The sequence below is a fragment of the Anaeromassilibacillus sp. D41t1_190614_C2 genome, from assembly GCF_015558525.1.
Taxonomy (GTDB): Bacteria; Bacillota; Clostridia; order Oscillospirales; family Acutalibacteraceae; genus Anaeromassilibacillus; species Anaeromassilibacillus stercoravium.
Map to the genome: position 1 here is coordinate 22,156 of NZ_JADMOD010000021.1, position 23,688 is coordinate 45,843.

General features: G+C 57.7%; 13 protein-coding genes and 1 tRNA gene. 8 read left to right on the plus strand and 6 right to left on the minus strand.

Translation table 11 applies throughout. From position 1 onward, the window contains the following. Positions 1-90: 90 nt before the first annotated feature. Together I2G69_RS13250 and zapA are read right to left on the minus strand one after the other, a co-directional pair. Positions 91-2,193 (minus strand): peptidase U32 family protein, encoded by a 2,103-nt coding sequence (locus I2G69_RS13250; RefSeq protein WP_195560923.1) that lies wholly within the window; start codon positions 2,191-2,193, stop codon positions 91-93. Continuing rightward, on the minus strand, positions 2,183-2,740 hold the full coding sequence (zapA, locus tag I2G69_RS13255; RefSeq protein WP_195560924.1) for a cell division protein ZapA: 558 nt from the start codon (positions 2,738-2,740) through the stop codon (positions 2,183-2,185). The genes I2G69_RS13250 and zapA overlap by 11 nt, the downstream gene beginning before the upstream one ends. Positions 2,741-3,147: 407 nt before the next feature. On the opposite strand from zapA, the gene I2G69_RS13260 reads away from it, so the two are divergent. From I2G69_RS13260 to I2G69_RS13275, 4 genes are all read left to right on the plus strand, one after another. Then, positions 3,148-5,619: a glycogen/starch/alpha-glucan phosphorylase gene (locus I2G69_RS13260; protein ID WP_195560925.1), complete on the plus strand. Its 2,472-nt coding sequence runs from the start codon at positions 3,148-3,150 to the stop codon at positions 5,617-5,619. 341 nt (positions 5,620-5,960) lie between these two features. Further along, positions 5,961-7,868, plus strand: coding sequence for a glycoside hydrolase family 13 protein (locus tag I2G69_RS13265; RefSeq protein WP_195560926.1), 1,908 nt, complete (start codon positions 5,961-5,963; stop codon positions 7,866-7,868). A 103-nt stretch (positions 7,869-7,971) separates the two neighbouring features. Continuing rightward, a tRNA-Arg gene (locus tag I2G69_RS13270) sits at positions 7,972-8,048 on the plus strand. A gap of 822 nt (positions 8,049-8,870) precedes the next feature. Then, a complete protein-coding gene (locus I2G69_RS13275) occupies positions 8,871-16,583 on the plus strand; it encodes a glycoside hydrolase family 2 TIM barrel-domain containing protein (RefSeq protein WP_195560927.1) in 7,713 nt (2,570 codons plus the stop codon). Positions 16,584-16,749: 166 nt separating this feature from the next. Here I2G69_RS13275 and I2G69_RS13280 read toward each other — a convergent pair whose 3' ends face one another. The 3 genes from I2G69_RS13280 to I2G69_RS13290 all read right to left on the minus strand — a co-directional run bounded on the left by I2G69_RS13280 (position 16,750) and on the right by I2G69_RS13290 (position 19,296). Beyond that, the gene (locus I2G69_RS13280; protein ID WP_195560928.1) at positions 16,750-17,040 is read right to left on the minus strand and encodes a hypothetical protein; all 291 of its coding nucleotides are present in this window, start codon (positions 17,038-17,040) and stop codon (positions 16,750-16,752) included. Between the two features lie 70 nt (positions 17,041-17,110). Beyond that, entirely contained in the window at positions 17,111-18,448 is a 1,338-nt protein-coding gene (locus I2G69_RS13285) for an MATE family efflux transporter (RefSeq protein WP_195560929.1), read from the minus strand. Between the two features lie 323 nt (positions 18,449-18,771). After that, complete coding sequence (locus tag I2G69_RS13290; RefSeq protein ID WP_195560930.1) at positions 18,772-19,296, minus strand: hypothetical protein; 525 nt, start codon at positions 19,294-19,296, stop codon at positions 18,772-18,774. A 149-nt stretch (positions 19,297-19,445) separates the two neighbouring features. On the opposite strand from I2G69_RS13290, the gene I2G69_RS13295 reads away from it, so the two are divergent. The 4 genes from I2G69_RS13295 to I2G69_RS13310 all read left to right on the plus strand — a co-directional run bounded on the left by I2G69_RS13295 (position 19,446) and on the right by I2G69_RS13310 (position 22,579). Then, complete coding sequence (locus tag I2G69_RS13295) at positions 19,446-20,174, plus strand: metallophosphoesterase (protein WP_087235089.1); 729 nt, start codon at positions 19,446-19,448, stop codon at positions 20,172-20,174. Further along, on the plus strand, positions 20,171-20,803 hold the full coding sequence (locus I2G69_RS13300) for an epoxyqueuosine reductase QueH (protein WP_195560931.1): 633 nt from the start codon (positions 20,171-20,173) through the stop codon (positions 20,801-20,803). The genes I2G69_RS13295 and I2G69_RS13300 overlap by 4 nt, the downstream gene beginning before the upstream one ends. 135 nt (positions 20,804-20,938) lie before the next feature. Beyond that, a complete protein-coding gene (locus I2G69_RS13305; RefSeq protein WP_195560932.1) occupies positions 20,939-22,102 on the plus strand; it encodes an MFS transporter in 1,164 nt (387 codons plus the stop codon). Positions 22,103-22,162: 60 nt separating this feature from the next. Next, positions 22,163-22,579 carry a winged helix-turn-helix transcriptional regulator gene (locus tag I2G69_RS13310; protein WP_087235087.1) on the plus strand — a complete coding sequence of 139 codons (417 nt, stop codon included), beginning with the start codon at positions 22,163-22,165 and terminating at the stop codon, positions 22,577-22,579. A 479-nt stretch (positions 22,580-23,058) separates the two neighbouring features. Here I2G69_RS13310 and I2G69_RS13315 read toward each other — a convergent pair. Continuing rightward, positions 23,059-23,688: hypothetical protein (locus tag I2G69_RS13315; RefSeq protein ID WP_207740599.1), on the minus strand; the 630-nt coding region annotated here is incomplete at its 5' end.

Genomic DNA, 23,688 nt, shown 5'->3' on the forward strand with positions numbered 1-23,688 from the left:
CCTTCGTTTGTATTGCGTTGCCTTCTATCACGTTCTCGTAAAAACCCCAGCGCCGCGGGAAGCCCCCGGCCGCACGCCGGGGAGGATCGGTCAGCCCATCACCCATCCCTTATAATAGAGGCCGCGCGTAAACGTCCCCTGTGCGGGCGGCGTGCCGTCCGCGCGGAGATAGGCTTCCAGGATGCGCTGCTGCTCTTCCCGCGTCTCCGTGGTAAACCGCAGCACGCCGAAATCCATCTGTTTGACTTCCGCCAGGCGGTCCGCCATCCAAAGCGGCACGGAGTTGAGCACTTCGCTGCACGCGCCATAGCACTGCACCGGGAAATGGACACCCTTGCGGTCTGTCAGCTCCGGGGCTGCCGTGCAATGCAGGCAGCCCTTCGCAGAATTGGCCGCGGGACAGTTCCGGGTCAACATCAGCGGCAGCCGCCCATAGAGCACCAACCCGCGGGGCAGCTCCCCGCCCAGCGCTGCAGCCGCGGACAGCGCCAATTCGAAGCTCAGCTCCGTATCCGCCAGGCCAAACGCAGCATACCACTCGATCGCCGCGGAATTTGTCACATTTAAAGAAAAGCCGCCGTGTACCGTCATCCCCAGCTCTTTGGCAAGCGCCGCCGCGCCCAGGTTTCCTGCCCAGACGTGCGTGACGCCCGCGTCCCGGGCTTCAGCCAAGCGCTGTTTGAGCGCCTGCTCCATGCCGAACAGTCCGCGCGGCAGGTCCAGCGCCACGCGGAAGCCCTCTTCCTGGAGGGCCGCCAGCTTCTCCGGCACAGTCGTATAGGGGAGGTAGACCCGTTCGCACTGCTTTGCCGCCTCCGGCAGGCTGGCGTTGGCAAACCGCGCCCGCAGCGGCAATTTTCCATCCGGGAGGTATACCCGGTGCGGCGTGGGAGAGAATGGTTTCATGGAAAACGCCACCGGTTCATGCACCGCGCGCAGCCATTCCAGCTTTTCCAACGCCTCGCGGCGCAGCCGGTTCAATAGGGACACCGGGACGCTCAGGCCGTCCTCCAGATCGCAGGAAACCTCCTGCGCCAAAAACGGCGTCCCGCCCGTTTTGCGCAGCTGCTCCACACACCGCTCCTCGGTGACCGGCTTGTTCCGCGCCGCCTCGGGCGGCGGCGACTGGGCAAACGCCTCGCGCCCGTCGCCGTCCCGGACGGACAGGCACACCGGTTCCCCCGCGTGCACGGTCAGCCGGAACGAGACCGGCACCCGCTGGCATTCCTGGCGGTACAGGTTCCGCAGCTCGGAGAATACCTCCTCGGTCGCGCCGGTGACGTCCTCCTTGGTCCGCGTGCCGAACATCTCCCGGCCCAACCGCCCGTCGAGATACCCGGTGGTGAACCCGGAGCGGGAGAACACCGCGCCCAGGTTGCGCATCAGGTCCGGCGGAAGGGGTTGGCCGTCCGCCGCCAGCCGGCAGGCGTGTGTCGCCGCAGCCACATATTCCGGCCGTTTCATGCGGCCCTCGATCTTTGCGCTCACCACGCCCGCCTGTGCCAGCTCGCCGATGCGTTCGATCATGGACAGGTCCTTCAGGCTCAGGTCGTGCCCCGTCCCCCCAGGGGCGGAAAACGGCAGGCGGCACGGCTGGGCGCACAGCCCCCGGTTGCCGCTGCGCGCTCCCAGAATGGAGCTGAAATAGCACTGGCCGGAAACGGACATGCAGAGCGCGCCGTGGACAAACGCCTCCAGCTCCACCGGGCAGGCGGCGTGTACCCCGGCAATCTCGTTCAGGGACATCTCCCTGGACAGCACCACGCGGGCCATCCCCGCCTCGTATGCCGCGCGCACCCCGGCGGGCGTATGGAGCGACATCTGGGTAGACGCATGCATGGGCATCCCCGGCGCGCACGCGCGCGCCAGCAAAAAGAGGCCCATATCCTGCACAAGGACGGCATCCACCGGCAGGGTGCAGGCGTATTGCAGCAGTTCCAGCGCGGGCAGCAGCTCGTTCTCCTGCAAGAGCGTATTCAGAGCGAGATAGACCTTCACCCCGCGCGCATGGCAGTAGCTGACCGCCTCCTTGAGCGCCTGCCCGTCAAAATTCTGCGCATTGGCGCGGGCGCTGAACGCGGAAGCCCCCAAATACACCGCGTCCGCACCGGCGCGCACCGCTGCCTGCAAGCTCTCCGGCCCTCCCGCAGGGGCCAAAACCTCCGGGGCTATATTCGTTTCGTTACAGTTCATCGTCTTTTTTCTCAAAGAAGCTCATGAACCCTTCCGGGTCTTCCACAACGGTCTGCGCGCGTTCCCCGGGGATGTGTTCCCGCGAGGGGCGCGCATAGCCCTGCTGCCGGGGGGCTGCCTTTGCGGGCTTTTGCTGGGCGGGCCGCTCCGGTTCCTGGGCGCTCTGCGGCCCGTGCGTTGCCTTGGCCATCTGCTCCGTCTGTTCGGAGAGGCGCGCCCGCAAGGTCTGCATCTCCTTTTTCAGGCGCTCCACTTCCCTGCGCGCCTCGTCCGCCTCTGTGCGGGCGCGGGAGGAATCCTCCAGATAGTCCTTGATCTGGGAGCGCAGGTTGTCCGCCGCGTCCTCGGCCTTATGCTGGGCGTCGCAATAATTCAGCGCCGAGATAATCCCGGCCGTGGCGATCGAAATATGCGGATTTTTTTCCACCATCTCGGTGATCCCGACCTCTACCTCCTCCGCAATCGCGTGGATGTACGACTCGCTGTCGTCCGAGGTGAGGGCGAATTCAGCCCCGCAGATATTCAGCCGGATGCGGTTTCTGCTCATGAAAACATACCCCCTATTTCCTGCCGGCACGGCGCGGGAATGCGGCCGCACCGGTTTTTCTATCTCTATAGCAGTTTTTATTATAGTCTATTTTGGTCAAATAAGGAAGCGTTTCTTTTCTAAAAACAGAAAAGCTCTTCAAAACGGCCATAAACTTGAAATTTAGTAAAAATGCATAAATTTAAGCCGAAAATCATTTGCAAGGGACGCATTTCTTCCGCCCTATCGGAAAGGCTGTTTTTGGCTTGTCCATGCGGAAATTGGATGTTCCCGGATAAAAATGGAAATTCGCGGACAAAAGAATGATTTTGTTGTAAATTAGTAATAATTGGTATATAATAAGTATGTATGACCAACCGGTCATTCTCTCACATATATATACTTCTTGGACATTTGGAGGATTTCTTATGAACTACCGGCTGCCGATCAATACGATCAAAGAACAAATTGAAGCAAAGCTGCAGCATAACTTTGGCCTGACGCTGGAAAACGCAACCGACGATCAATGTTATAAGGCTGTTGTTCTTGTCGTGCGCGACCTCATGGTAAAAGGGTACCTCGAATTTAAGAAGCGTGCCGAAGAGACGCACACCAAGCGCGTCTATTACCTCTGCATGGAGTTCCTGATGGGACGCTCCCTGAAGAACAACCTGTACAACCTCGGGATTGAAGAAGATTTCCGCAAGGCGCTTTCCGAAATGGGCCTGAAGCTCGACAATCTGTATGAGAAGGAGCCGGACGCGGGCTTGGGCAACGGCGGCCTTGGCCGTTTGGCGGCGTGTTTCCTGGACGGCCTGTCCACACAGGGGTATCCCGCGATGGGGTATTCGCTCTGCTATGAATATGGCATCTTCCGCCAGAAATTGGTCGACGGCTGGCAGACGGAGCTGCCGGACTTCTGGCTGCCGGGTGGAAAAGTTTGGCTGCAAGAGGTGCCGGAGAAGCGCGTAGAGGTCCACTTTGGCGGCCACATCGAAGAATACTGGAATAACCAATACCATATTGTAAACCATAAGGACTACGAAAAAGTGATGGCGGTGCCGTACGACATGTATGTATCCGGCATGGACGGCCGGGGCATCAACGTGCTGCGCATCTGGTCCGCGCGCGGCGAAGCCTTCGACATGTCCCGCTTCAACAGCGGCGACTACCTGCGCGCAATGGAGCAGAACGCCATGGCGGAGGTCATCACAAAGGTGCTCTATCCGGAGGACAATCACCTGGAGGGCAAGAGCCTGCGCCTGTCGCAGCAGTATTTCCTGGTGTCCGCAACGATCCAGGACATCATCCGCCGCCACCTGTTTAAGTACAGCACGCTCGACAACCTGCCGGATTGCGTAGCCATCCATCTGAACGACACGCATCCCGTGCTCGCCATCCCCGAGATGATGCGCGTGATGCTGGACGAATGCGGCTATACCTGGGAAGCGGCCTGGGACATCGTCACCCGGACAACCGCATACACCAACCACACCGTCATGTCGGAGGCGCTCGAATGCTGGAACGAAGAGCTCTTCAAATTCCGCCTGCCGCGCATCTATCAGATCGTCCAGGAGATCAACCGCCGCTTCTGCGAATCCATGCACCAGCGCCATGTGGACGGCTACAAGGTGGGCCGTATGGCCCCGCTGAACGACGGCTACGTCAAGATGGCGAATCTGGCGGTCATCAGCGCCCACTCTGTTAACGGCGTTTCCGCGCTGCACACCGATATTCTCAAAGAAACCGTCTTCAACGATTTCTACACCGAGATGCCGGAGAAGTTCCAGAACGTGACCAACGGCATCGCACACCGCCGCTGGCTGAACCAGTCCAATCCGGAGCTGGCTTCCCTGCTGACGGAAAAAATCGGCGACGGCTATATCCACGACGCCGCACAGCTGGAGAAATTCCTGGAATTCAAGGACGACGCCTCCGTATTGGAGCAGCTTGGCAAGATCAAGCGCAACAACAAAATCCGTCTGGCCGAATATATCAAGAAGGCGAACAACATCGTGCTCGATCCGGATTCCATCTTCGACATCCAGATCAAGCGCATGCACGAATATAAACGCCAGCACCTGAACGCCCTGCACATCCTCACCCTGTATCAGTGGCTGCGCGACAACCCGAACGCCGATTTCACGCCCCACACCTATATCTTCGGCGCGAAAGCCGCTGCGGGCTATTACTTTGCAAAGCAGATGATCCGCTTCATCGTCAACCTGGCGGAGACCATCAACAACGACCCGCGCGTCAACCAGAAGCTCAAGGTGGTCTACGTGGAGGATTACCGCGTGACGCTGGCCGAGCTCCTCACCCCGGCGGCGGACATCAGCGAGCAGATCTCCCAGGCCGGCACAGAGGCCTCCGGCACCAGCAACATGAAGTTCATGATCAACGGCGCGGTGACCCTGGGCACGCTCGACGGCGCAAATGTGGAGATCCACGAGGCGGTCGGCGACGACAACATCATCCTGTTCGGCATGACGACGCCCGAGGTTTCGGCATTGAAGCGCTCCGGCTACCGTCCGCGTGTATTCTATGAGAACAATCCCATCATCCGCAACGCCATCGATGAGATGAACAAGGGCTTCTGCGGGGTTTCGTTCCGCAACATCACGGACTCCCTCCTGAACGAAGACCCGTACATGGTCCTTGCCGACTTCGAATCCTACTCGCAGGCACAAAAGCGCGCGGAGGCCCTCTATAACGATCATGCGCGCTGGAACCAGATGGGCCTGGTCAACATCGCAAAAGCGGGCCGCTTTGCGGCAGACCGCGCCATCCGCGAATATGCCGACAACATCTGGCATGCAACGCCTGTGCCGCCGGCTCCGGCCGCGGATAAGACGGTCAAGGCGACCGTGAAAAAGCCGATCTTTAAAAAGATGCGCTAATTCGGAGATTTCCATTTTCGGATCGTAAGGGACCGGAGGATCGGGCGACCGGCACAGTGGGTGGCACACTCCGTGCCCTTTCAGGGGTGCTCTTCCCAATCCGTTCGATCTTCCTGTCCTTTTGTGCAGAACCGTTTTCCCGGGCCCGCCGCCGGGCGCCGCAGGGCGTCCGGCACAAAAGCTGCGTGCAGCTTTTGGAATGGAACAGTTCCTGTTCCATGGCGGGCCCGGTTTGTATAGCGCCTATCCTTGGCCTTGCTTCCTGTAATATCATATAGAAACATAGAAAAGGCGCCATTCGATCAAAGCCTTATATTTCGTCATAAAAGAGGGGAAACACCATGTTCAATTCACGCAACCCGGCTTACCGGAATCCAACGGGCGCAGTACCCGCAAAGTCGCCGGTCCATTTCCGCATCAACGTCTCGCGCGACCTGAAATGTTCCGCCGCCAGACTGGTGGTGCAGGACGACAACTGGGGGCAGACGGAGAATTTCGGCATGTTTTGGTGCGGGATGGATGGAGAAAACCACGAATGGTGGGAATGCCACTTTACGCCCAAAGCGCCCGGCCTCTATTTCTATCGGTTTTATATCGATACATGGCGGGGTACGTTGGAATTGAAGAAGGGCTTTGGCGGGGAAGGCTCGACCGAAGCGCACAATGGGCCGTGGCAGCTCACCGTCTACGACCCCAGCTTTGACACGCCCCACTGGATGACCGGCGGGATTATGTACCAGATCTTCCCGGACCGTTTTTACAATTCCGGGACGCCCAAGGCCAATGTCCCCCAGGACCGCAAATTGCACGAGCACTGGGGGGAACAGCCCGATTGGAAGCCGGATGAGCGGGGGATCATCACCAATTCGGACTACTTTGGCGGGGACCTGAAGGGCATCGAAGAAAAGCTCCCCTATTTGGAGTCCCTCGGCGTGACCTGCATCTACCTGAACCCCATCTTTGAAGCGCACTCCAACCACCGGTACAATACGGCGGATTACTCCAAAATCGACCCCTTGCTCGGCACGGAGGCCGACTTCCAGCATCTGTGCGCCGCAGCAAAAAAGCGCGGGATGCATGTGATCGTGGACGGCGTCTTCAACCACACGGGCAGCGACAGCATCTATTTCAACCGCGAAAAGCGCTACCCGGTGGAAGGCGCATATAATTCCCAGCAGTCGCCCTACTCCTCCTGGTACAACTTCCATCCATGGCCCAACCAATACGACTGCTGGTGGAATTTCGACACCCTGCCGGACGTCAATGAATGCGCCCCCTCCTACAATGACTACATCAATGGCACCCATGGGATCATCCGCAAATGGCTGGCGCTGGGCGCGGACGGCTGGCGCCTGGATGTTGCCGACGAATTGCCGGACGAATTCCTGGAAAACCTGCGCGATGCGGCAAAAGCGGAAAAGCCCGACGCGGTTATTTTGGGCGAAGTCTGGGAGGATGCCTCCAACAAAGAAGCCTATGGGCAGCGCCGCAAATATTTCCAGGGACATCAGCTCGACAGCGTGATGAACTACCCGTTCCGCAACGCCATCTTGGGATTCTTAACCGGCGCGGACGCGGCCAATATGATGGAGATCATCATGAATATTGTGGAGAACTATCCGCCGCAGGTGTTGCGCCTTCTGATGAACCACATCGGTACGCACGACACCGAACGCGCCATCACGGTCCTTGCGGGGGAACCCATGGGCAATCACGGCCGCGACTGGCAGAGCAGCACGCATCTTTCGCGCGAGCGCAGGCAAAAGGGTCTTCGTCTCATGCGTCTGGCGGCGTTGATGCAATACACCCTGCCGGGGGTCCCCTGTATCTATTACGGGGACGAGGCGGGCCTGGAAGGGTACCGCGACCCGTTTAACCGCGGCTGCTACCCCTGGGGCCACGAGAACGAAGGGCTGGTTGAATGGTACCGCCGCCTTGCAAGACTCCGCAAATCCTGCCCGTGCCTAAACGAGGGCATTATCTATCCCTTGATGGCAGGGGATCACTGCATGGCCTATATCCGCGACGACGGCGAACAGCGTCTCCTGGTGGCGATCAACGCGGGGGAACAGGACCACTGCATCTATCTGCCCCCGGAGTGGCACGACGCAGAAGCGTTGATTGGGAAGCTTCCCGACGAGCGCAGCGCGCTTTTCCTCCCGCCGCTCGATTGCGTTGTCTTGAAATGGTCCTATCCGGCCCCCAAAGAGAAACCTGCACAGCCCGCACCCGGTCCAAAGGACCTGTAATAAAAGAATTTCCTGCAAATTATGGAATATTTTTTGAAAAACCCCTTGTATTTTTCGGACAAACATGCTATTATACTATGGCAGCTTTAAGTAAGCTGTCTATGCGCTCGTAGCTCAGCTGGATAGAGTGTCTGACTACGAATCAGAAGGTCAGGGGTTCGAGTCCCTTCGGGCGCGCCACAAAAAGTCAACTTAGTGCTTGTCGCTGAGTTGACTTTTTCTTTTTCTTTCACTGCTCATCCTCCAATCGCACTTCGCCCTAGGGGGCTCGTGTTCTTGGGAAGGGACCTCGGCAACAAAAACGCTCCACAGGAGCTTTTTTGCGTCTCAACTTCGGGCGCGCCACAAAAAGTCAACTTAGTGCTTGTCGCTGAGTTGACTTTTTCTTTTTCTTTCACTGCTCATCCTCCAATCGCACTTCGCCCTAGGGGGCTCGTGTTCTTGGGAAGGGACCTCGGCAACAAAAACGCTCCACAGGAGCTTTTTTGCGTCTCAACTTCGGGCGCGCCACAAAAAGTCAACTTAGTGCTTGTCGCTGAGTTGACTTTTTCTTTTTCTTTCACTGCTCATCCTCCAATCGCACTTCGCCCTAGGGGCTCGTGTTCTTGGGAAGAAACGCAGGGCGCGCCACAAAAGTCAACTTAGCGCTTGTCGCTGAGTTGGCTTTTTTCTTTTTCTTTCGCCGCTCATCCTCCAATCGCACTTCGCCCGAAGGGTCGTGTATCCTTGGGAGGAATACAAATACACCCTGATAGATATGCTTTATTTTCTGGAAAACTTCTGGATTTTCTTTCAAAAATTGGTTTCATCTGTTAGAAGATCTCTTTGAACTGTAAAAATATTAACTGGATAAAACTATTATAATCAATCCAGAAAAATACAGAAAGAAAACCGTGATAAAGTTAAAAAGTATTAGGCAATACGATCAAAACGGAGGTGATGGGATAAATTTGGATGGCCTAAATTCTTTTGGGAGAGATTGAAAAGAAAAGGAGAAAGCGTATGAAACAGCGAAGGATTGCTTGGCTGTTGGCGCTCACCATGCTGTTCAGCGGGACGGGCCTTGGGAATGTGGTTTCCATGGCTGTAACCGCGGAACCGGGCGTCCAATGGACAGGCAGCGAATGGACTGGGCAGCCCACGCAGTATCAAGTGAACCGCGAACCTGCCCACACCGCATTTGTCCCGTACGATACGGAAGAAAAAGCGCTCGCACGGTCCGAAGAGGACTCCGCGTACTACCAGCTCTTGAACGGGGACTGGGCATTCCAGTATGCGGACAAACCAGCGGACCGCAACACGGAATTTTTCAAAGAGGACTACGACGTCAGCGACTGGGATACCATCCAGGTCCCCGGCAACTGGCAGACCCAGGGGTATGATAAGCCGATTTACTCCAACTCGACTTACCCGTGGACGATGAACGGCGGCGGTTCGGCCGATACCACCAACGCCACTGCGCCGACCTCGTACAACCCGGTCGGTTCCTACCGCCGGAGCTTTACTGTGAAGCCCGAGATGCTGGAAGGCGGACGCCAGATCTTCATCTCGTTCCAGGGCGTGGAATCCGCATTCTATCTCTGGATCAATGGCCAGCAGGTGGGCTACAGCGAGGACAGCTACACCCCAGCGGACTTTAACATCACCCCCTATCTCCACGAGGGTGAAAACTCCGTCTCCGTCCAGGTATACCGCTGGTCGGACGGCAGTTACATGGAGGACCAGGACTTCATCCGTCTGAGCGGTATTTTCCGAGACGTATACCTCTATTCCAAAGACGAAGTCGAAATCTTCGACTATGAGGTGGTCACCGACCTCGACGACGCCTATGAAAATGCGCAGTTCGAGCTTTCCATCAAGGCGCGCCAGCTGACGCAGGATGCGCCGGAGGGATATACGGTCCACGCCCGCCTGCTGGACGGCCAGCAGAATGCCATCGTGGAGCAGGAATTCCCGGTAACGTTCGGCAGCGACGTCGATGAGAAGGGGCATGCGGTCTGCACCATGGACTATGAGCAGACCATCCTCTCCCCCAAGCTCTGGAGCGCAGAAAAACCGAACCTATACACACTGGTTCTGGAATTGTGCGACGAGACGGGCGCCAGCGTGGAATTTGCCAGCTCCCGGATCGGCTTCCGCGAGGTGGAGCTGCGCGACAACACCGGCCTGTTTGTCAATGGCAAAAATGTCATCATGAAGGGCTTTAACCGCCACGAGACTTCGCCGGACACGGGCCGCACCGTCAGCCGCGAACTGATGGAGCAGGACATCATCCTGATGAAGCAGGCCAATGTCAACACCGTCCGCACAGCGCACTATCCGAACAACACCTATTGGTATGAATTGTGCGACGAATACGGCATGTACGTCGTCGACGAAGCCAACATCGAGGCGCACGGCGCCATGCATAAGATCCCCGGCGACGACGCGGAAAAATGGGCGGACGTCCATCTCGACCGCGTGAAGAGCATGGTCGAGCGCGACAAGAACCACCCCAGCGTGATCATGTGGTCCATGGGCAATGAGTCCGGCGCGGGTTCGGTGTTCCAGATCTTGTACGACTGGATCAAAGCGCGCGACAACACGCGCCCGGTCCACTACTTCAATTCCAGAGGCGACGGCGATTCCACCTATTCGGACACCCGTTCCTCCACCTATCCGTCCGTGGACGGCTCCTTCTCCGGGCGCATCAGCCTGCCGGCCGTCGGGACGGACGACAACCCCAAGCCCTACTTTGCGCATGAATATGCACACTCCATGGGCAACAGCACCGGCAACCTCCAGGAATATGTGGATGTCTTTGAAAAATACGACAAGCTGATTGGCGGCTGCATTTGGGACTGGGTAGACCAGTCCATCCGCGTCGATCTGGGCGGCGATAAGAAGAACGTCCTGACCGACAGCAGCCACAACCAATTCCAGGCCGAATTCACCGGCTCCCTGGTTGCAGGCAAGGACGCGGACAACGCGCTCAAGGGCACCGCAGAGCTGCCCGCCGACCCGGCCTTCGACACAACCGGCAGCTTCTCCGTGGAAGCGCTTGTCTGTCAGACGGGCAAAAATACGGAAGGCTACGACACCATCGTTGCCAAGGGCAACGAGCAGCTTACGCTGCAATACACCAAGGGCAACCTGGAATTCTGCTACAAGAGCGGCAATTCCTGGGTCTCTGCGACGGTCGCCGCACCTGCGGACTGGCTGGACAACTGGCACCGGATCACCGGCGTCTTCAGCGCAGAGGACGGCACCTTGAAGATCTATGTGGACGGCGTGGAACTGAAATCCGTATCCACCGGCGGCAAGAATGTGCGCAATACCAACACCTATGCCGTCACGGTGGGTGAAAACCTGGAGCGCCCCGGCCGTGAATTCACCGGCCTGATCGACGAAGTGCGCATTTATGACCGCGCACTGACGGCGCAGGAGGTCGCGGATGCGAGCGTTCCTTCCAACGACGAATCCGTCCTGTTCTGGTGTGATTTCGGCGCAGTGGATACCGAAAACAAGCTGGTTGACAACGGGCCCTTGGGGCTGAACGCCGCCTATGAAGGCTCGTTGGAAGCCCGCGACGGCATTGGCAACGGCACCGCTTTGGAAGGCACCGCAACCTTGCCCGTGAGCGAGGCCCTGGACCTGACCGGCAGCCTGACCCTGGAAGCGCTTGTCTATCCGGACAAGGTCTCCGGCAGCACCAACGGCGCCATCGTCACAAAGGGCAACAGCCAGTATGCGATGAAGTACATCGGCAACACATCGACCGGCAAGAGCGTGGTGGAATTCTTCATCTACGACGCAAACGCGACCGGCAGCACCAGCGCCACCTGGATCAGCCTTGAAGCGACCGTCCCGGACGACTGGTTCGAGAACTGGCATCAGGTCGTCTCTACATTTGACGCAGACGCGGGCACCATCAACATCTACATCGACGGCGAGCTCTGCGCCAGCAAAGAGGTCACCCAGAAGACGGTCACCTCCAACGATTACGCGGTCGCCATCGGCACCGATACGGAGCGTACCGGCCGCGAATTCCAGGGAAAGATCGACAATGTGCGCATCTATGACCGTGCGCTCTCGCTCGAAGAGATCAACAACGAAAACCGCACGCCGGAAGACGACGGCGTCGTCCTCTGGATGGACTTTGATTCTGTCAAGGAGATCGATACCGGCGAAAACCAGCAGTGGTATTTCGGCTACGGCGGCGACTGGGGCGACAACACCAACGACGGCAACTTCTGCGGAAACGGCGTTGTATTCCCCGACCGCTCCCTGCATCCCGCCTATCAGGAGGTCAAAAAGGCCTATCAGGGCGTCAAGCTCACGGCGAAAGACCTCGAAACCGGCGAGATCCAGATCGAAAACCTCCTCGACTTCACCAATTTGAACGAGTACGAGGGCGTTTGGACACTGTACAACAACAATGAGGTCATCCAGTCCGGCGTTCTGACGGACGAGCAGCTCGACATCCCGGGCGGCGAGACCAAAGTGGTGACCATCGGCTATCACACGCCCGAAACCGTGCGCGAAGGCAGCGAATTCCTGCTCAACATCGAGTTCCGCCTGAAAGAGGATACCCTCTGGGCGGACAAGGGAACCACCATGGCGTTCGAGCAGTTCGAACTGAGCTTTGACGCAAACGAGCCCGGTCTCATACTGGACACCTCCGCGACGTTCACCGAGGTCACCGAAAGCGGCGACACGCTGACGGCCAAGGGCGAGGGCTTTGAGGTCACCTTCGACACCGCCAAGGGCGAGCTGACCTCCTTTAAGAACAACGGCAAGGAACTGATCCACAATGCGCCGGAGCCGAACTACTGGCGCGCAAGGATCGACAACGGCACCATCAACACCAAGTACCGCGACCCGGCAACCACCGTCGGCGAGGTAACAGTGGAGAAGGACGAGCATAAGATCGTCATCACCGTGCCGCTCTCCTATTCCACCCTGAACAATTCCACCAATGTCATCACCTACACCGTGTACCCCTCGGGCGACATCGTGGTCAACAGCGAATTCGACTCCAAGGCGTCCGAAATGCTGGGCCGCGTGGGTATGAAGATGGAATTGCCCGCAGGCTATGAGAACATCACCTACTACGGCAGAGGGCCGGAAGAAAACTATGTGGACCGCAAGACCGGTTCCCCGATCGGCGTGTATGACAACACCGTGGACGGCATGTTTGTGCCGTACCTCAAGCCGCAGGAGAACGGCAACCGCACGGACGTCCGCTGGGTCTCCCTGACGGACGAGGCGGGCGACGGCATCCTGTTCTCCACCGACACCCCGATGGAGTTCGGCGCGCTGCACTATTCCGCTTCCGAGCTGAACAGCAAGGCGCATCCATACCAGCTCACCCGGGCAGACCAGGTCTATCTGACCCTGGACTACATGCAGACCGGCCTTGGCAACGGCAGCTGCGGCCCGACCATGTTGGAAAAATACAAGGTCCTGTCCAACCGGCAGTATTCCTTCACCTACCGGATGCGTCCGGTCACCAGTGAGACGAACACCGTCGAACAGAAGATGGAGCAGGCACAAAAGGCGATCATCACCCAGACGCTCAACGGCATCGAGGTGGACGGCCGCGCCCTGCCCGATTTCTCGCTGGACAAGCACGAGTACACCATCCCCTATCTGAGCACCCGCACGGAACTCCCGCATGTGGAAGCGATCACCGCGCATTCCTCCATCCAGGCCGAAGTGAAACAGCCCACGTCCTTTGACGACACGGCGGAGATCCGCATCGACGACCTGGACGGCAACCCGCAGGTGTATACCATCCACTTCACCCAGATGGATGAAATCCCGCTGGAGGACGTGACATGGAAGTCCGCCACCACGGGCTGGGAAGACATTTGCTTCGGCACCAACCTCGAAGGCGGCCCGATGGAGCTGACGGTCAACGGCGAACGCACGCAGTTCAACAGCGGCCTGGGCGTCCATGCTTCCTCCGAAATCGTCTATGACATCGAGGGCCTCGGCTACGACATCTTTGAGACGTATCTCGGCCTCGACTGGCTGGGCAGCATCGCCAGCGACGGTTCCGAATCCCGCGGCGAAGCCCGGTTTGAGATCTGGGTGGACAACGAGCAGGTCTACACCTCCCCGGTCATGACCCAGGATACCGAGGCGGAACACGTCCGCCTGAACATCATCGGCGCGAAGGAGCTCAAGCTGGTCGTCGATTCCATGGGAACCAACGCGCACGACCACAGCGACTGGGCAAACGCCCGCTTCCTGCCGAGGGGCGAGGGCGACTTTGAGCAGATCGAAGTCACCGGCATTCCGGAGCAGATTCAGCTCAAAGAGGGTTCCACCTATACGCTGAACCTCGAGACCGACCCCGCGGATGTATCCATCGCCTATGGCGTAGCGTCCACGGACGGCGCGCTCTCCATTCAGAACAACCAGATCACCGGCGAGCAGGCCGGACATTCCGAGATGCTGGTTTCCCTCACCAAAGAGGGCTTTGAAACCCAGTATCTCTCCATCCCAGTCAGCATTTATGCAGAAGAACCGGCCATCGTCGCGATCCAGGAAGAAGCCCTTTCCACGCTGGTGGGGCATGCGCCAAATATGCCGGAAGAAGTCCGGGTCTTCTATTCGGACAACACCAGCGGCATGATCGGCCTGAAGTGGGCGGACATCGACGCTAGCGACTATGCGCAGGAGGGTTCCTTCACGGTCGAAGGCACGGTCGAAGGCACCTCCATCAAGGCGATTTGCACGGTAGAAGTCAGCAGGACCAACACCGTCTCCACCGTAGAAGAGATCCACACATCTGTCCCGTATGAAGGGGATGTTTCCCTGCCGCAGCAGGTGAACGTCACCATAGCGGACGGTTCGCAGGAAGTCCGGAATGTCACCTGGGGTGACCTCAGTGGCGCTTCCAGCGTTTTGGGCCAACACGTCCTCACCGGCACCGTGGAGGGCACTGAGCGTCCAGCGGTCTGCCGCCTGTATGTGTACAGCGAGATCAACCTGGTCTCCGCCATCGCATCCAGCGCCGCAGAGACTACGGTAGGCGTTGCACCGGTCCTTCCGGAGACCGCTTCCGTCACCTATGTGGACGGGACGCAGGGGACGCTTCCGATCGTTTGGGATACCATCCCAGAGGATGCCTACCAGCAGGAAGGCAGCTTCACCGTCTACGGCTATGCAGCCGGCTTCGGCGCACAGGCACAATGTACGGTGACGGTTGGCGAGTCCACGGACCCCGACCAGGAATATGGATTCACCGTGAACTTCACCACGAATGCGGAAATTTCCGTCAACGGTGAAGACAATGCCATCGCAAACCTGATTGGCAAGTACACCTCCTCCCTGAAGGCGGGTGACGCATACACGCTCGTCTTTACCCCCAGAGTGGACGGCAGGGAGTTCTCCGCAGTCCTGGCCAACGGCGAGGATTGCAGCGATCAGATCGTTTACGACGAAGAAACCAACACCACGACCTTTACCTATGAGGGCAGCATGGCGGCTGCGGCGCAGACGCTGGAATTCACCTTCACCGTCGTGGACAAGCAGATCCTCCGCAATGTGATCGCAACGGCAGAGGGCTTGGCCGGCGGCGACGAATACAACGCAGCCATCCCGACGGTACAAAAGATCTTTGACAATGCTTTGCAGGCGGCGAAGGACGTTGAAGCGGACCATGCGGCCACGCAGGACGCGATCAACGGCGCATGGAGCGACCTGCTCGACGCCATCCATCTGCTGGGCTTTGCAGAGGGCGACACCACCGAGCTGGAAGAGCTGCTCGCCATTGCAGGCATGCTCGACGAAGCGGGCTACACCCCCTCCAGCTGGTCCGTGCTCCAAGAGGCAATGGACGCGGCGCAGGAAGTGCTTGCGGACGAAGAGCCTCTCCAGGCGGACGTAGAAGAGGCATATGATGCCCTCTATGATGCCCTGACCAATTTGGACCTCGTGGCGGATACCAGCAAATTGCAGGCCGTCGTAAACCAGGCGGAAAGCATCGACCTGGCCGACTATTTGGAGGATGGACAGGATGCGTTCCTGGAAGCCCTCGATGCGGCCAAGGACGTCCTGGAAAACCTGGACGCTACGCAGGCAGAGGTTGACGAGGCGGCGGAAACCCTGAACCGCGCAATGGCCGCCCTGCGGAAGATCCCGTCCCGCGAAGAGCTGCAAAAGCTCATCGACGAGACAGAGCAGATCGACCTGGACGAATACACCGGCCGGAGCGCGGCAAGCCTGCAAGCAGCCCTGCGCATCGCAAAGGCGGTCGTTGCAGACGCCAACGCGAGCAAGGAAGAGCTTGCCTCCGCCTACAACGCGGTGCAGACGGCGCGGGACGGCCTTGTGAAGGCCGAAAACCAGCAGCCGCAGAAGGGTTCCAGCGGTTCCACCTCGGCGAATGCGTCCAACGCATACGGCGCGGCGGGCGTCTCCGTCGTGACAGCTGCACAGAACGTCGCTACACCGGCGAGCGTGCGCAGCGACACGACCGTGGACTTCACCCTGCTGCACGGCCAGGCATATTGCTTTAAGATGACCGTCGTCAATGGCAACGGCATGGCGCCGAGCTTTACGGTTGGCAATGGCAGCGTGCTCAAGACGCAGTTCCTGACCCAGATCGGCAACGATTATTATTACAGGGTTTGGGCGACCGGCACGCCGGGCCAGAGCACGGGCGTTTATACGACCCTGCCGGGCCAGAACGCTGTGAAGCATTGCACCGTGACGATTGGCTAAGTGCTTTCGTAGACGGACGCTACGCGTCCATTGCACGGTAGCCATTGGCTAATCGGAAATAGCAGAAAAGGGGAAGACTCTTCCCTGTAAACAAGAGAGCTCCCGCTCTGGATTTCTCCAGAGCGGGAGCTCTCTCTTTTGTAAGAAACTTCGTTCCGATTCATTTCTATCCATGCCGGCCATGGATTCCCAAGCAATCATTATCCATTCTGATCACTTTTTGCTCCTTCGGCTCCTGAAAAGCCTCCGAGGGCCGGATTTGGAAATATTCACACATCCGGCAAAACTGCTCCACATCAAACGCATCGGGGACGTCATCCGCCTCTAAACACTGTAAAAGGCACTCCTCTACCAACGTATTTTTCGAAAGCCCTTCAAGGGAGATTCCCCTTTCCTGTCGGAGCCGCCGGAAATTCTGGCACATTCGAAGCAAATCGCGTGTTACTTTGTCCTGCATGTTTCTTCCCCCTTAAAATCCTTGTTTTCATCATAACAGGATTTTAAAGGCGTGTCAGGGGGATTTTGACCTAATGCGCAAGCACTTTTTCTTCTTTCAATGCGGGCCATACCGTACACAGCATGGTGATAAAGCTTGCCGCGCCGCCCACAAAGTTGGAAATCGGTTCCGCCCAGAAGACGCCGTTCACGCCCATCTGGAATAGGCCCGGCAGCAGGATGGTCAGCGGGATGACGATAATCACCTTGCGGAAGATCGAGAAAAAGATCGCATGTTTTGCCTTGCCCAGCGCCACAAACGTGGATTGCCCGGCAAATTGGAAGGTCATCATGAAGAACCCGAAGAAATACATGTGCAGCGCCGGAATGCTCGCCTGCAACAGGGCGGTATCGTCGGTATTAAAGATCTGTATGAAGAACTGCGGGAACAGGAACACCAACAGCCACGCCACCAGCGTATACGCCATGCAGCTCAGCGTCATGAACACAATGCCCTTTTTCACCCGCCGGTATGCCTGCGCGCCGTAGTTAAAGCCCAGCACCGGCTGCGCCCCGCTGGTCAATCCGTTGACCGGCATGGTGAGGATGTCGCGCACCGAGTTGAGGATGGTCATAACACCCACATAGAGGTCACCGCCGTAGGCCTGCATCTGCGCGTTGCAGAGGATCTGCACAGCGCTGTTGGTGGCCGACATCGTAAAACCCGAAAAGCCCATGGCTGTGATCTGTTTGGACATCCCGCCCTGCAAAAAGAATTTCGTTGGCTTCAGGCGCAGGATCGCCTTTTTCCCGCTCAAAAAGCAGAGCACCCATGCCGCGGACAACCCCTGCGAGAGCACCGTCGCAATCGCCGCGCCGCGGACGCCCATCCCAAAGGCAAAGATAAAGATTGGGTCGAGCACCAAATTCGCCACGGCACCGCTCAACACGCTGAGCATGCCGACGCGCCCGAAGCCCTGCGAATTGATGAAATTGTTCATCCCCAGGCTGACCATCACAAAGAGGGTGCCGGCCAGATAGATCAGCATGTAGTCCCGCGCGTAGGGATACGTCGCGTCGCTGGCACCGAACAGATACAAAAGCGGCTTTAAAAAGAGATAGCCGAGGGCGGTCAGCACCACCCCGCTGATGAGCAGCAGCGTATAGGAACAGTGCATGATGCGCCCGGCCTCTTCCTTTTCCCCGCGCCCGCGTGCAATGGAACAGAGCGGCGCGCCGCCCATTCCAAAGAGGTTCGCAAAGGCGTTCAAAATATTGATGATGGGAAAGGTCACGCCCAGGCCCGTCAGCGCCAACGTGCCCACGTCCGGGATGCGCCCGATATAGACGCGGTCCACCACGCTGTACAGCAGGTTGATGAGCTGCGCCAGCATCATCGGCATGGCCATATTCATGATATTTCCAGCCATGCTTCCCTTGGTAAAATCGTTCTGTGCGTCTTTCGTGTGGATTCTCCCCTTTCCCCCACCAGGCGGCGATCTTCCCCTTTTGAGGTCAAAAGTGGGCCCGCGTCCAAACAACGCGCGCCCAAAATCATTTGATTATTAATAGTATAATGCCGAAAAATAGCTCTATAGTTCCGCAGGCGACTTACCATACAAAAGCTTGCGCTTTCATAAAAAAGCCGGAGAACACGTTCTCCGGCACAGGTATCGTTTTTCAACAGGATGGATATCCCATGAAGGATTCGGAAGGAATGTAAAACGGGAGCTTTTCCCGCGCTAGGAAGGGCTTATGCGCGCTTCAGGGCGTCGATCTCGCGGCCCTGCTCTGTGACGATTCGCTCCAAATTGCGCACACGTCCGCGCAGGGAATCCAATTCGTCCGCCTCCGGCAGACGTTCCAAAATCTGGGCATGGCCTTCGGCCAACAGGCGGATCGGCTTCATCACGCCGCTCTCTATGTAGGCATGGGTGCGGGTTTCGCTGGCGTGGATTTCCTCTTTCATCTGTGAATGGAATTCTGTGCGCAGGCGTTCCTCGCTCGCGCGGATCTCCGTTTCCAGCTTCGATTGGAATTCCGTGCGCAAACGGTCTTCTACCTGGCCCATTTCCCCACGCAAACGGTCTTCGCTGGCACGAATTTCTTCCTGTATTCCGGTGCGCGTCCGCTCTTCACTGGCATGAATCTCGGTTTCCAATTTCGAATGAAATTCCACGCGCAAACGCTCTTCGACTTGGCCAATTTCTCCACGCAAACGCTCTTCACTCGCCAAGATGAGCTGCGCAATCGCTTGGATGTCCTTCTCCTCCAACATACCAGTTCCCCTCCTGCGTACATCCGGTTTCGTTGATTCCATTTTAGCATAACCGGATAGGCGATGCAAGAAAAGGGGCAGATTTTTCACCCCGGATTTGCTTTTTCCAAACCGGCTTGTTACAATAGATGCAAAAGGGGGGATACCGCATGATCTATATCACAGGCGACACGCATATTCCTTATGACGTGACAAAACTGACGACCAAGGCGTTCCCCGAACAGAAAAAGCTGACCAAAAACGATTATGTGCTGATCTGCGGCGACTTCGGCGGCGTGTGGACCGGGCCAGGCGGTTCGGACGACTTCTGGCTCCGCTGGTTTAAACGCAAACGGTTCACCACGCTGTTTGTCGATGGCAACCACGAGAATTTCAGCCTGTTGAACCAATATCCGGTGGAGCTGTGGAACGGCGGCAAGGTACACCGCGTGACGGACCACGTCATCCACCTGATGCGCGGCCAGCTTTTCACGCTGGATGGCTGCAAAATCTTCACCATGGGCGGCGGCGCCTCCGGGGATGTGGAATTCCGGACCGAGGGCGTCTCCTGGTGGCCGGAGGAAATGCCGAATGCGGTCGAATACGGGGAGGCGATGCGCACCCTGATGGACGCACAGTTTGCGGTAGATTACGTCGTCACGCATACGGCGCCGCTTCAGATCGTCAACCAATTCCGCAAGCGGCCGAGAGAAGAACCCTTCAACCGTTTTTTAGAGGGGATTGACGCGCGGCTTCACTATAAGCGCTGGTATTTCGGCCATGTGCATAAGGATCTCGACGTGGATGAACGCCACACGGCGGTGTACCAAAACCTTCTCCCCCTGGGGCAAGGCCAGGTGGATTTTCAACCGAAAGAGGACGGATGGTGGAAAATATGAACAAGCGAAACTATCAGAAAGAACTGGATGTGGTTTTGGCGCATTTGGAGCAGGAAACGCTGCGGCCCAAGCTGCTGCTGCACGCCTGCTGCGCGCCTTGCAGCAGCTATGTACTGGAATACCTCTCCCGCTATTTTTCCATCGTCCTGTTTTACTATAATCCAAACATCTCCCCGCAGGAGGAATACGAAAAGCGCGTGGCGGAGGTACGCCGCCTCTTGCAGGAAATGCCGCTTGCGGGCCCCGTTACATTGACGCTGGGCGATTACGAACCCGAGCGCTTTTTCGACCTGGCAAAGGGCCACGAAGCGGAACCCGAGGGGGGAGACCGCTGCACCCTCTGTTACCGCCTGCGCCTGACGGAAGCAGCACAGGCTGCAAAGGATCTGGCATGCGACTATTTTACCACCACCCTTTCCATCAGCCCCTACAAAAACGCCGAGAAATTGAATACCATCGGCGCGGAGCTGGCGAAAGAGTACGGCGTCCCCTATCTATTCTCCGACTTCAAAAAGCGGAACGGATACAAGCGCTCCATCGAGTTGAGCCGGGAATACCACCTTTACCGCCAGAACTATTGCGGATGCGTCTATTCCCGCGCGGCAGCCCTGGCGCTGGACGCCAAATAAAACGGACGAAAGGGACGTTCTCTATGAATCCTCTGCATTGATTTGTCTTTTCCTGTTTCGACAAAACAGGCCCGTAGGATAATGCCCGGCGGGCTTTGATTTGTGTTGCCATTTTTCACGGAAAGGAAATTCACGATGCAGAAACGAAACATTCGGCTCTGCTATGCGATCGCATTTTTGCAGGGCCTTATCTTTTATGCGCCGGTCGCCACGCTGTACCGGCAGGCGAACGGCGTGGGCGTTTTTCAAATCACGGTGATCGAAAGCATCTCCCTGGCGGCCAGCCTCGCGATGGAGCTCCCCTGGGGCTGGATCGCCGACCGTATCGGCTACCGCAACACGCTGGTGATCTGCCATTTTCTCTATTTTATCTCCAAAATCGTCTTTTGGCGCGCGGAAGGGTTCGGCTGGTTTCTCACGGAACGGCTGCTGCTCTCCATTGTTTTGTCCGGCCTATCCGGATGTGACAGCGCCTATCTCTTCCTCTCCATGGGCGGGAACAACTGCCCGGAGCGGGAGTCCCGCCGCATCTTTGGCCTGTGGGAAGCGCTGAACACCGCGGGGCTGGTGCTCGCCTGCATGGCCTTTTCCCTCTTCATCGGGGAGAACTACCGCTTGGCGGCGCTGTTTTCCGCCTATACATACGGGGCGGCCTTTCTGCTCTCCCTGTTTTTGCCATCCGTCCCCTTGGAAGCTGCCGCCGCCCGGCCCAAACTGCGCGCATTTTGGGCCACGCTCTTCCAAGACCGGCGGTTCCTGCTCTTTCTCCTAGGCGCCGCGCTCTTGGCGGAAAGCAAACAGACCATCACGGTGTTCTTAAATCAACTCCAATATCTGCGCAGCGGCATCCCGCCCGTTGCAATGGGCATTTGCACCATCCTGGTGACCTTGTCGAGCCTTTTGGCCGCGCAATCGCACCGCTTGGCTGGCCGCCTCGGGGAGCGCTGTTCGGCTATCCTGCTGTTTGGCACGGGAGGGATGGCCTGCATCCTCATGGCGCTCTTTGCGCAACCCATCCTTTCAGTTGCCGGGATGATGGCGTTGAGCGCGGCGGGCGCCCTATTTATCCCTTTGCGTATGGACATTCAAAACCGGCATATCTCCGTCGCCAACCGCGCGACAGCGTTGTCCGTGCATTCCTTTGTGATGAACCTGACGGCCACCGGCACAAATTTGGCCTTTGGCGCCCTGGCCGATCATTCGGTGATTCCTGCCCTTTTCCTGGGGGCCGCGTTTTGTTTTTTCGGTCTATTTCTATGTTTCCGGGGAAAAGTGCTTGCCAAACATCCGGGAATATGATATCATCGGTTTTATAGATTGACTCTATATTCATGAGTGAATATAGAAAGGAGCGGCGGTATGAAAAAGGATAAGGAAAAAAAGAAGAAGCGGTTAAAGCGGGCTTCCCCCTCCCCCGCGCCCGTGGAGGTTGTGTCTGCCGGGGAAAGCGTCCAACTGGCTGCGCCGGAAGCGCCCCTCGTCTATTTTCTGCGCGTGGCGGGCGGCAAATGGAAAACCCGGATTTTATGGGCGTTACAGGATGGGAAATGCCACCGCTATGGGGAGATCAAAAGTGCGGTATCCGGCATCACGGATATGATGCTCAGCCAAAGCCTCAAGGACCTCTGCGCGGACGGGTTGCTGCACCGGCAGCAGTATCAGGAGATTCCCCCAAAGGTGGAATACAGCCTGACCCCCTCTGGGAAAACACTTTTGCCCGCGTTGAACGCTTTGTGCGAGTGGGAACGCCAAATGGAACTTTCCAACCATTCATAACTAGGAAAATGAACGTACCAATACTGCTCCTCTTGGCATATACGTAAGAAAAATACGAAAACAGGAAGGTCCCTGTCCCGGAAATTTTCTCAGGACAGGGACCTTGCTGTTTACAGGGGACGCACAGCGTCTTTTCGCGGGCACACAGTGCCTCTCTCGCCTACGGCTGACCTCCGGTCGGGACGCGGGCACACAGTGCCTTCCGCGCCTACGGCGGGCACACAGTGCCTTCCGCGCCTACGGCGGGCACACAGTGCCTTCCGCGCCTACGGCGTCCCCTACGAAAGCAAACGGAAAAGAGTTTGCTTTCTGCTCCATATTGGAAGCTCTATGGAAGCAAGCAAAAATCACCATCCCACCACATGCAAAAAATAGACGAATAAAACACAGAAGGCCCCAATCCTGAGGATTCTCAGGATTGGGTCCTTGCTGTTTATTAGGGAAAAGCCTTCCCTCTTATCTCGATGTCTCGTCCACGATTACGCAATCGTAACTGTGCAATGCTTGACCGCGTTCTGGCCCGGCAGGGTGGTGTAAACGCCCGTGCTCTGGCCCGGCGTGCCGGTGGCATAGACTCTGTAATAATAGTCGTTGCCGATCTTCGCCACGAACTGCGTCTTCAGCACATCGCCGTTGCCGACCGTGAAGCTCGGCGTCATGGCGTTGCCGTTGACCACCGTCATCTTGAAGCAGTATGCGCTGCCTCTCTTCAGATTGAAGTTGACCGTCGTGTCGGAAACCACATACGCCTTCTGGCTGGCCACGCCCTGGGCTGCGGATACAACGCCCGCTGCGCCATATGCGTTGCCAACGTTGGCAGACGTGCTGCCCTTGCCGCTGTTGTTACCCGTGCTCGGCTTCTCCGCCTTGACCAGGTTATTCGCGGCAGCTTCCAGGTTGGTATATGCCTTTGCGACCGCCTGCTCGTCTGCATTTGCATCCGCAGCAACCGTCTTCGCAACGCTCAATGCCGCCTTAAAGGCTGCCACGCTGCGGTCGGTGTAGCCGTCCAGATCCTTCTGCTCCATCTCGGCGATCAGCTTGTTCAGCTCATCCTTGTTCGGGATCTTCCGCAGGGCTGCCATTGCATTGGACAGCTCCACTGCCTT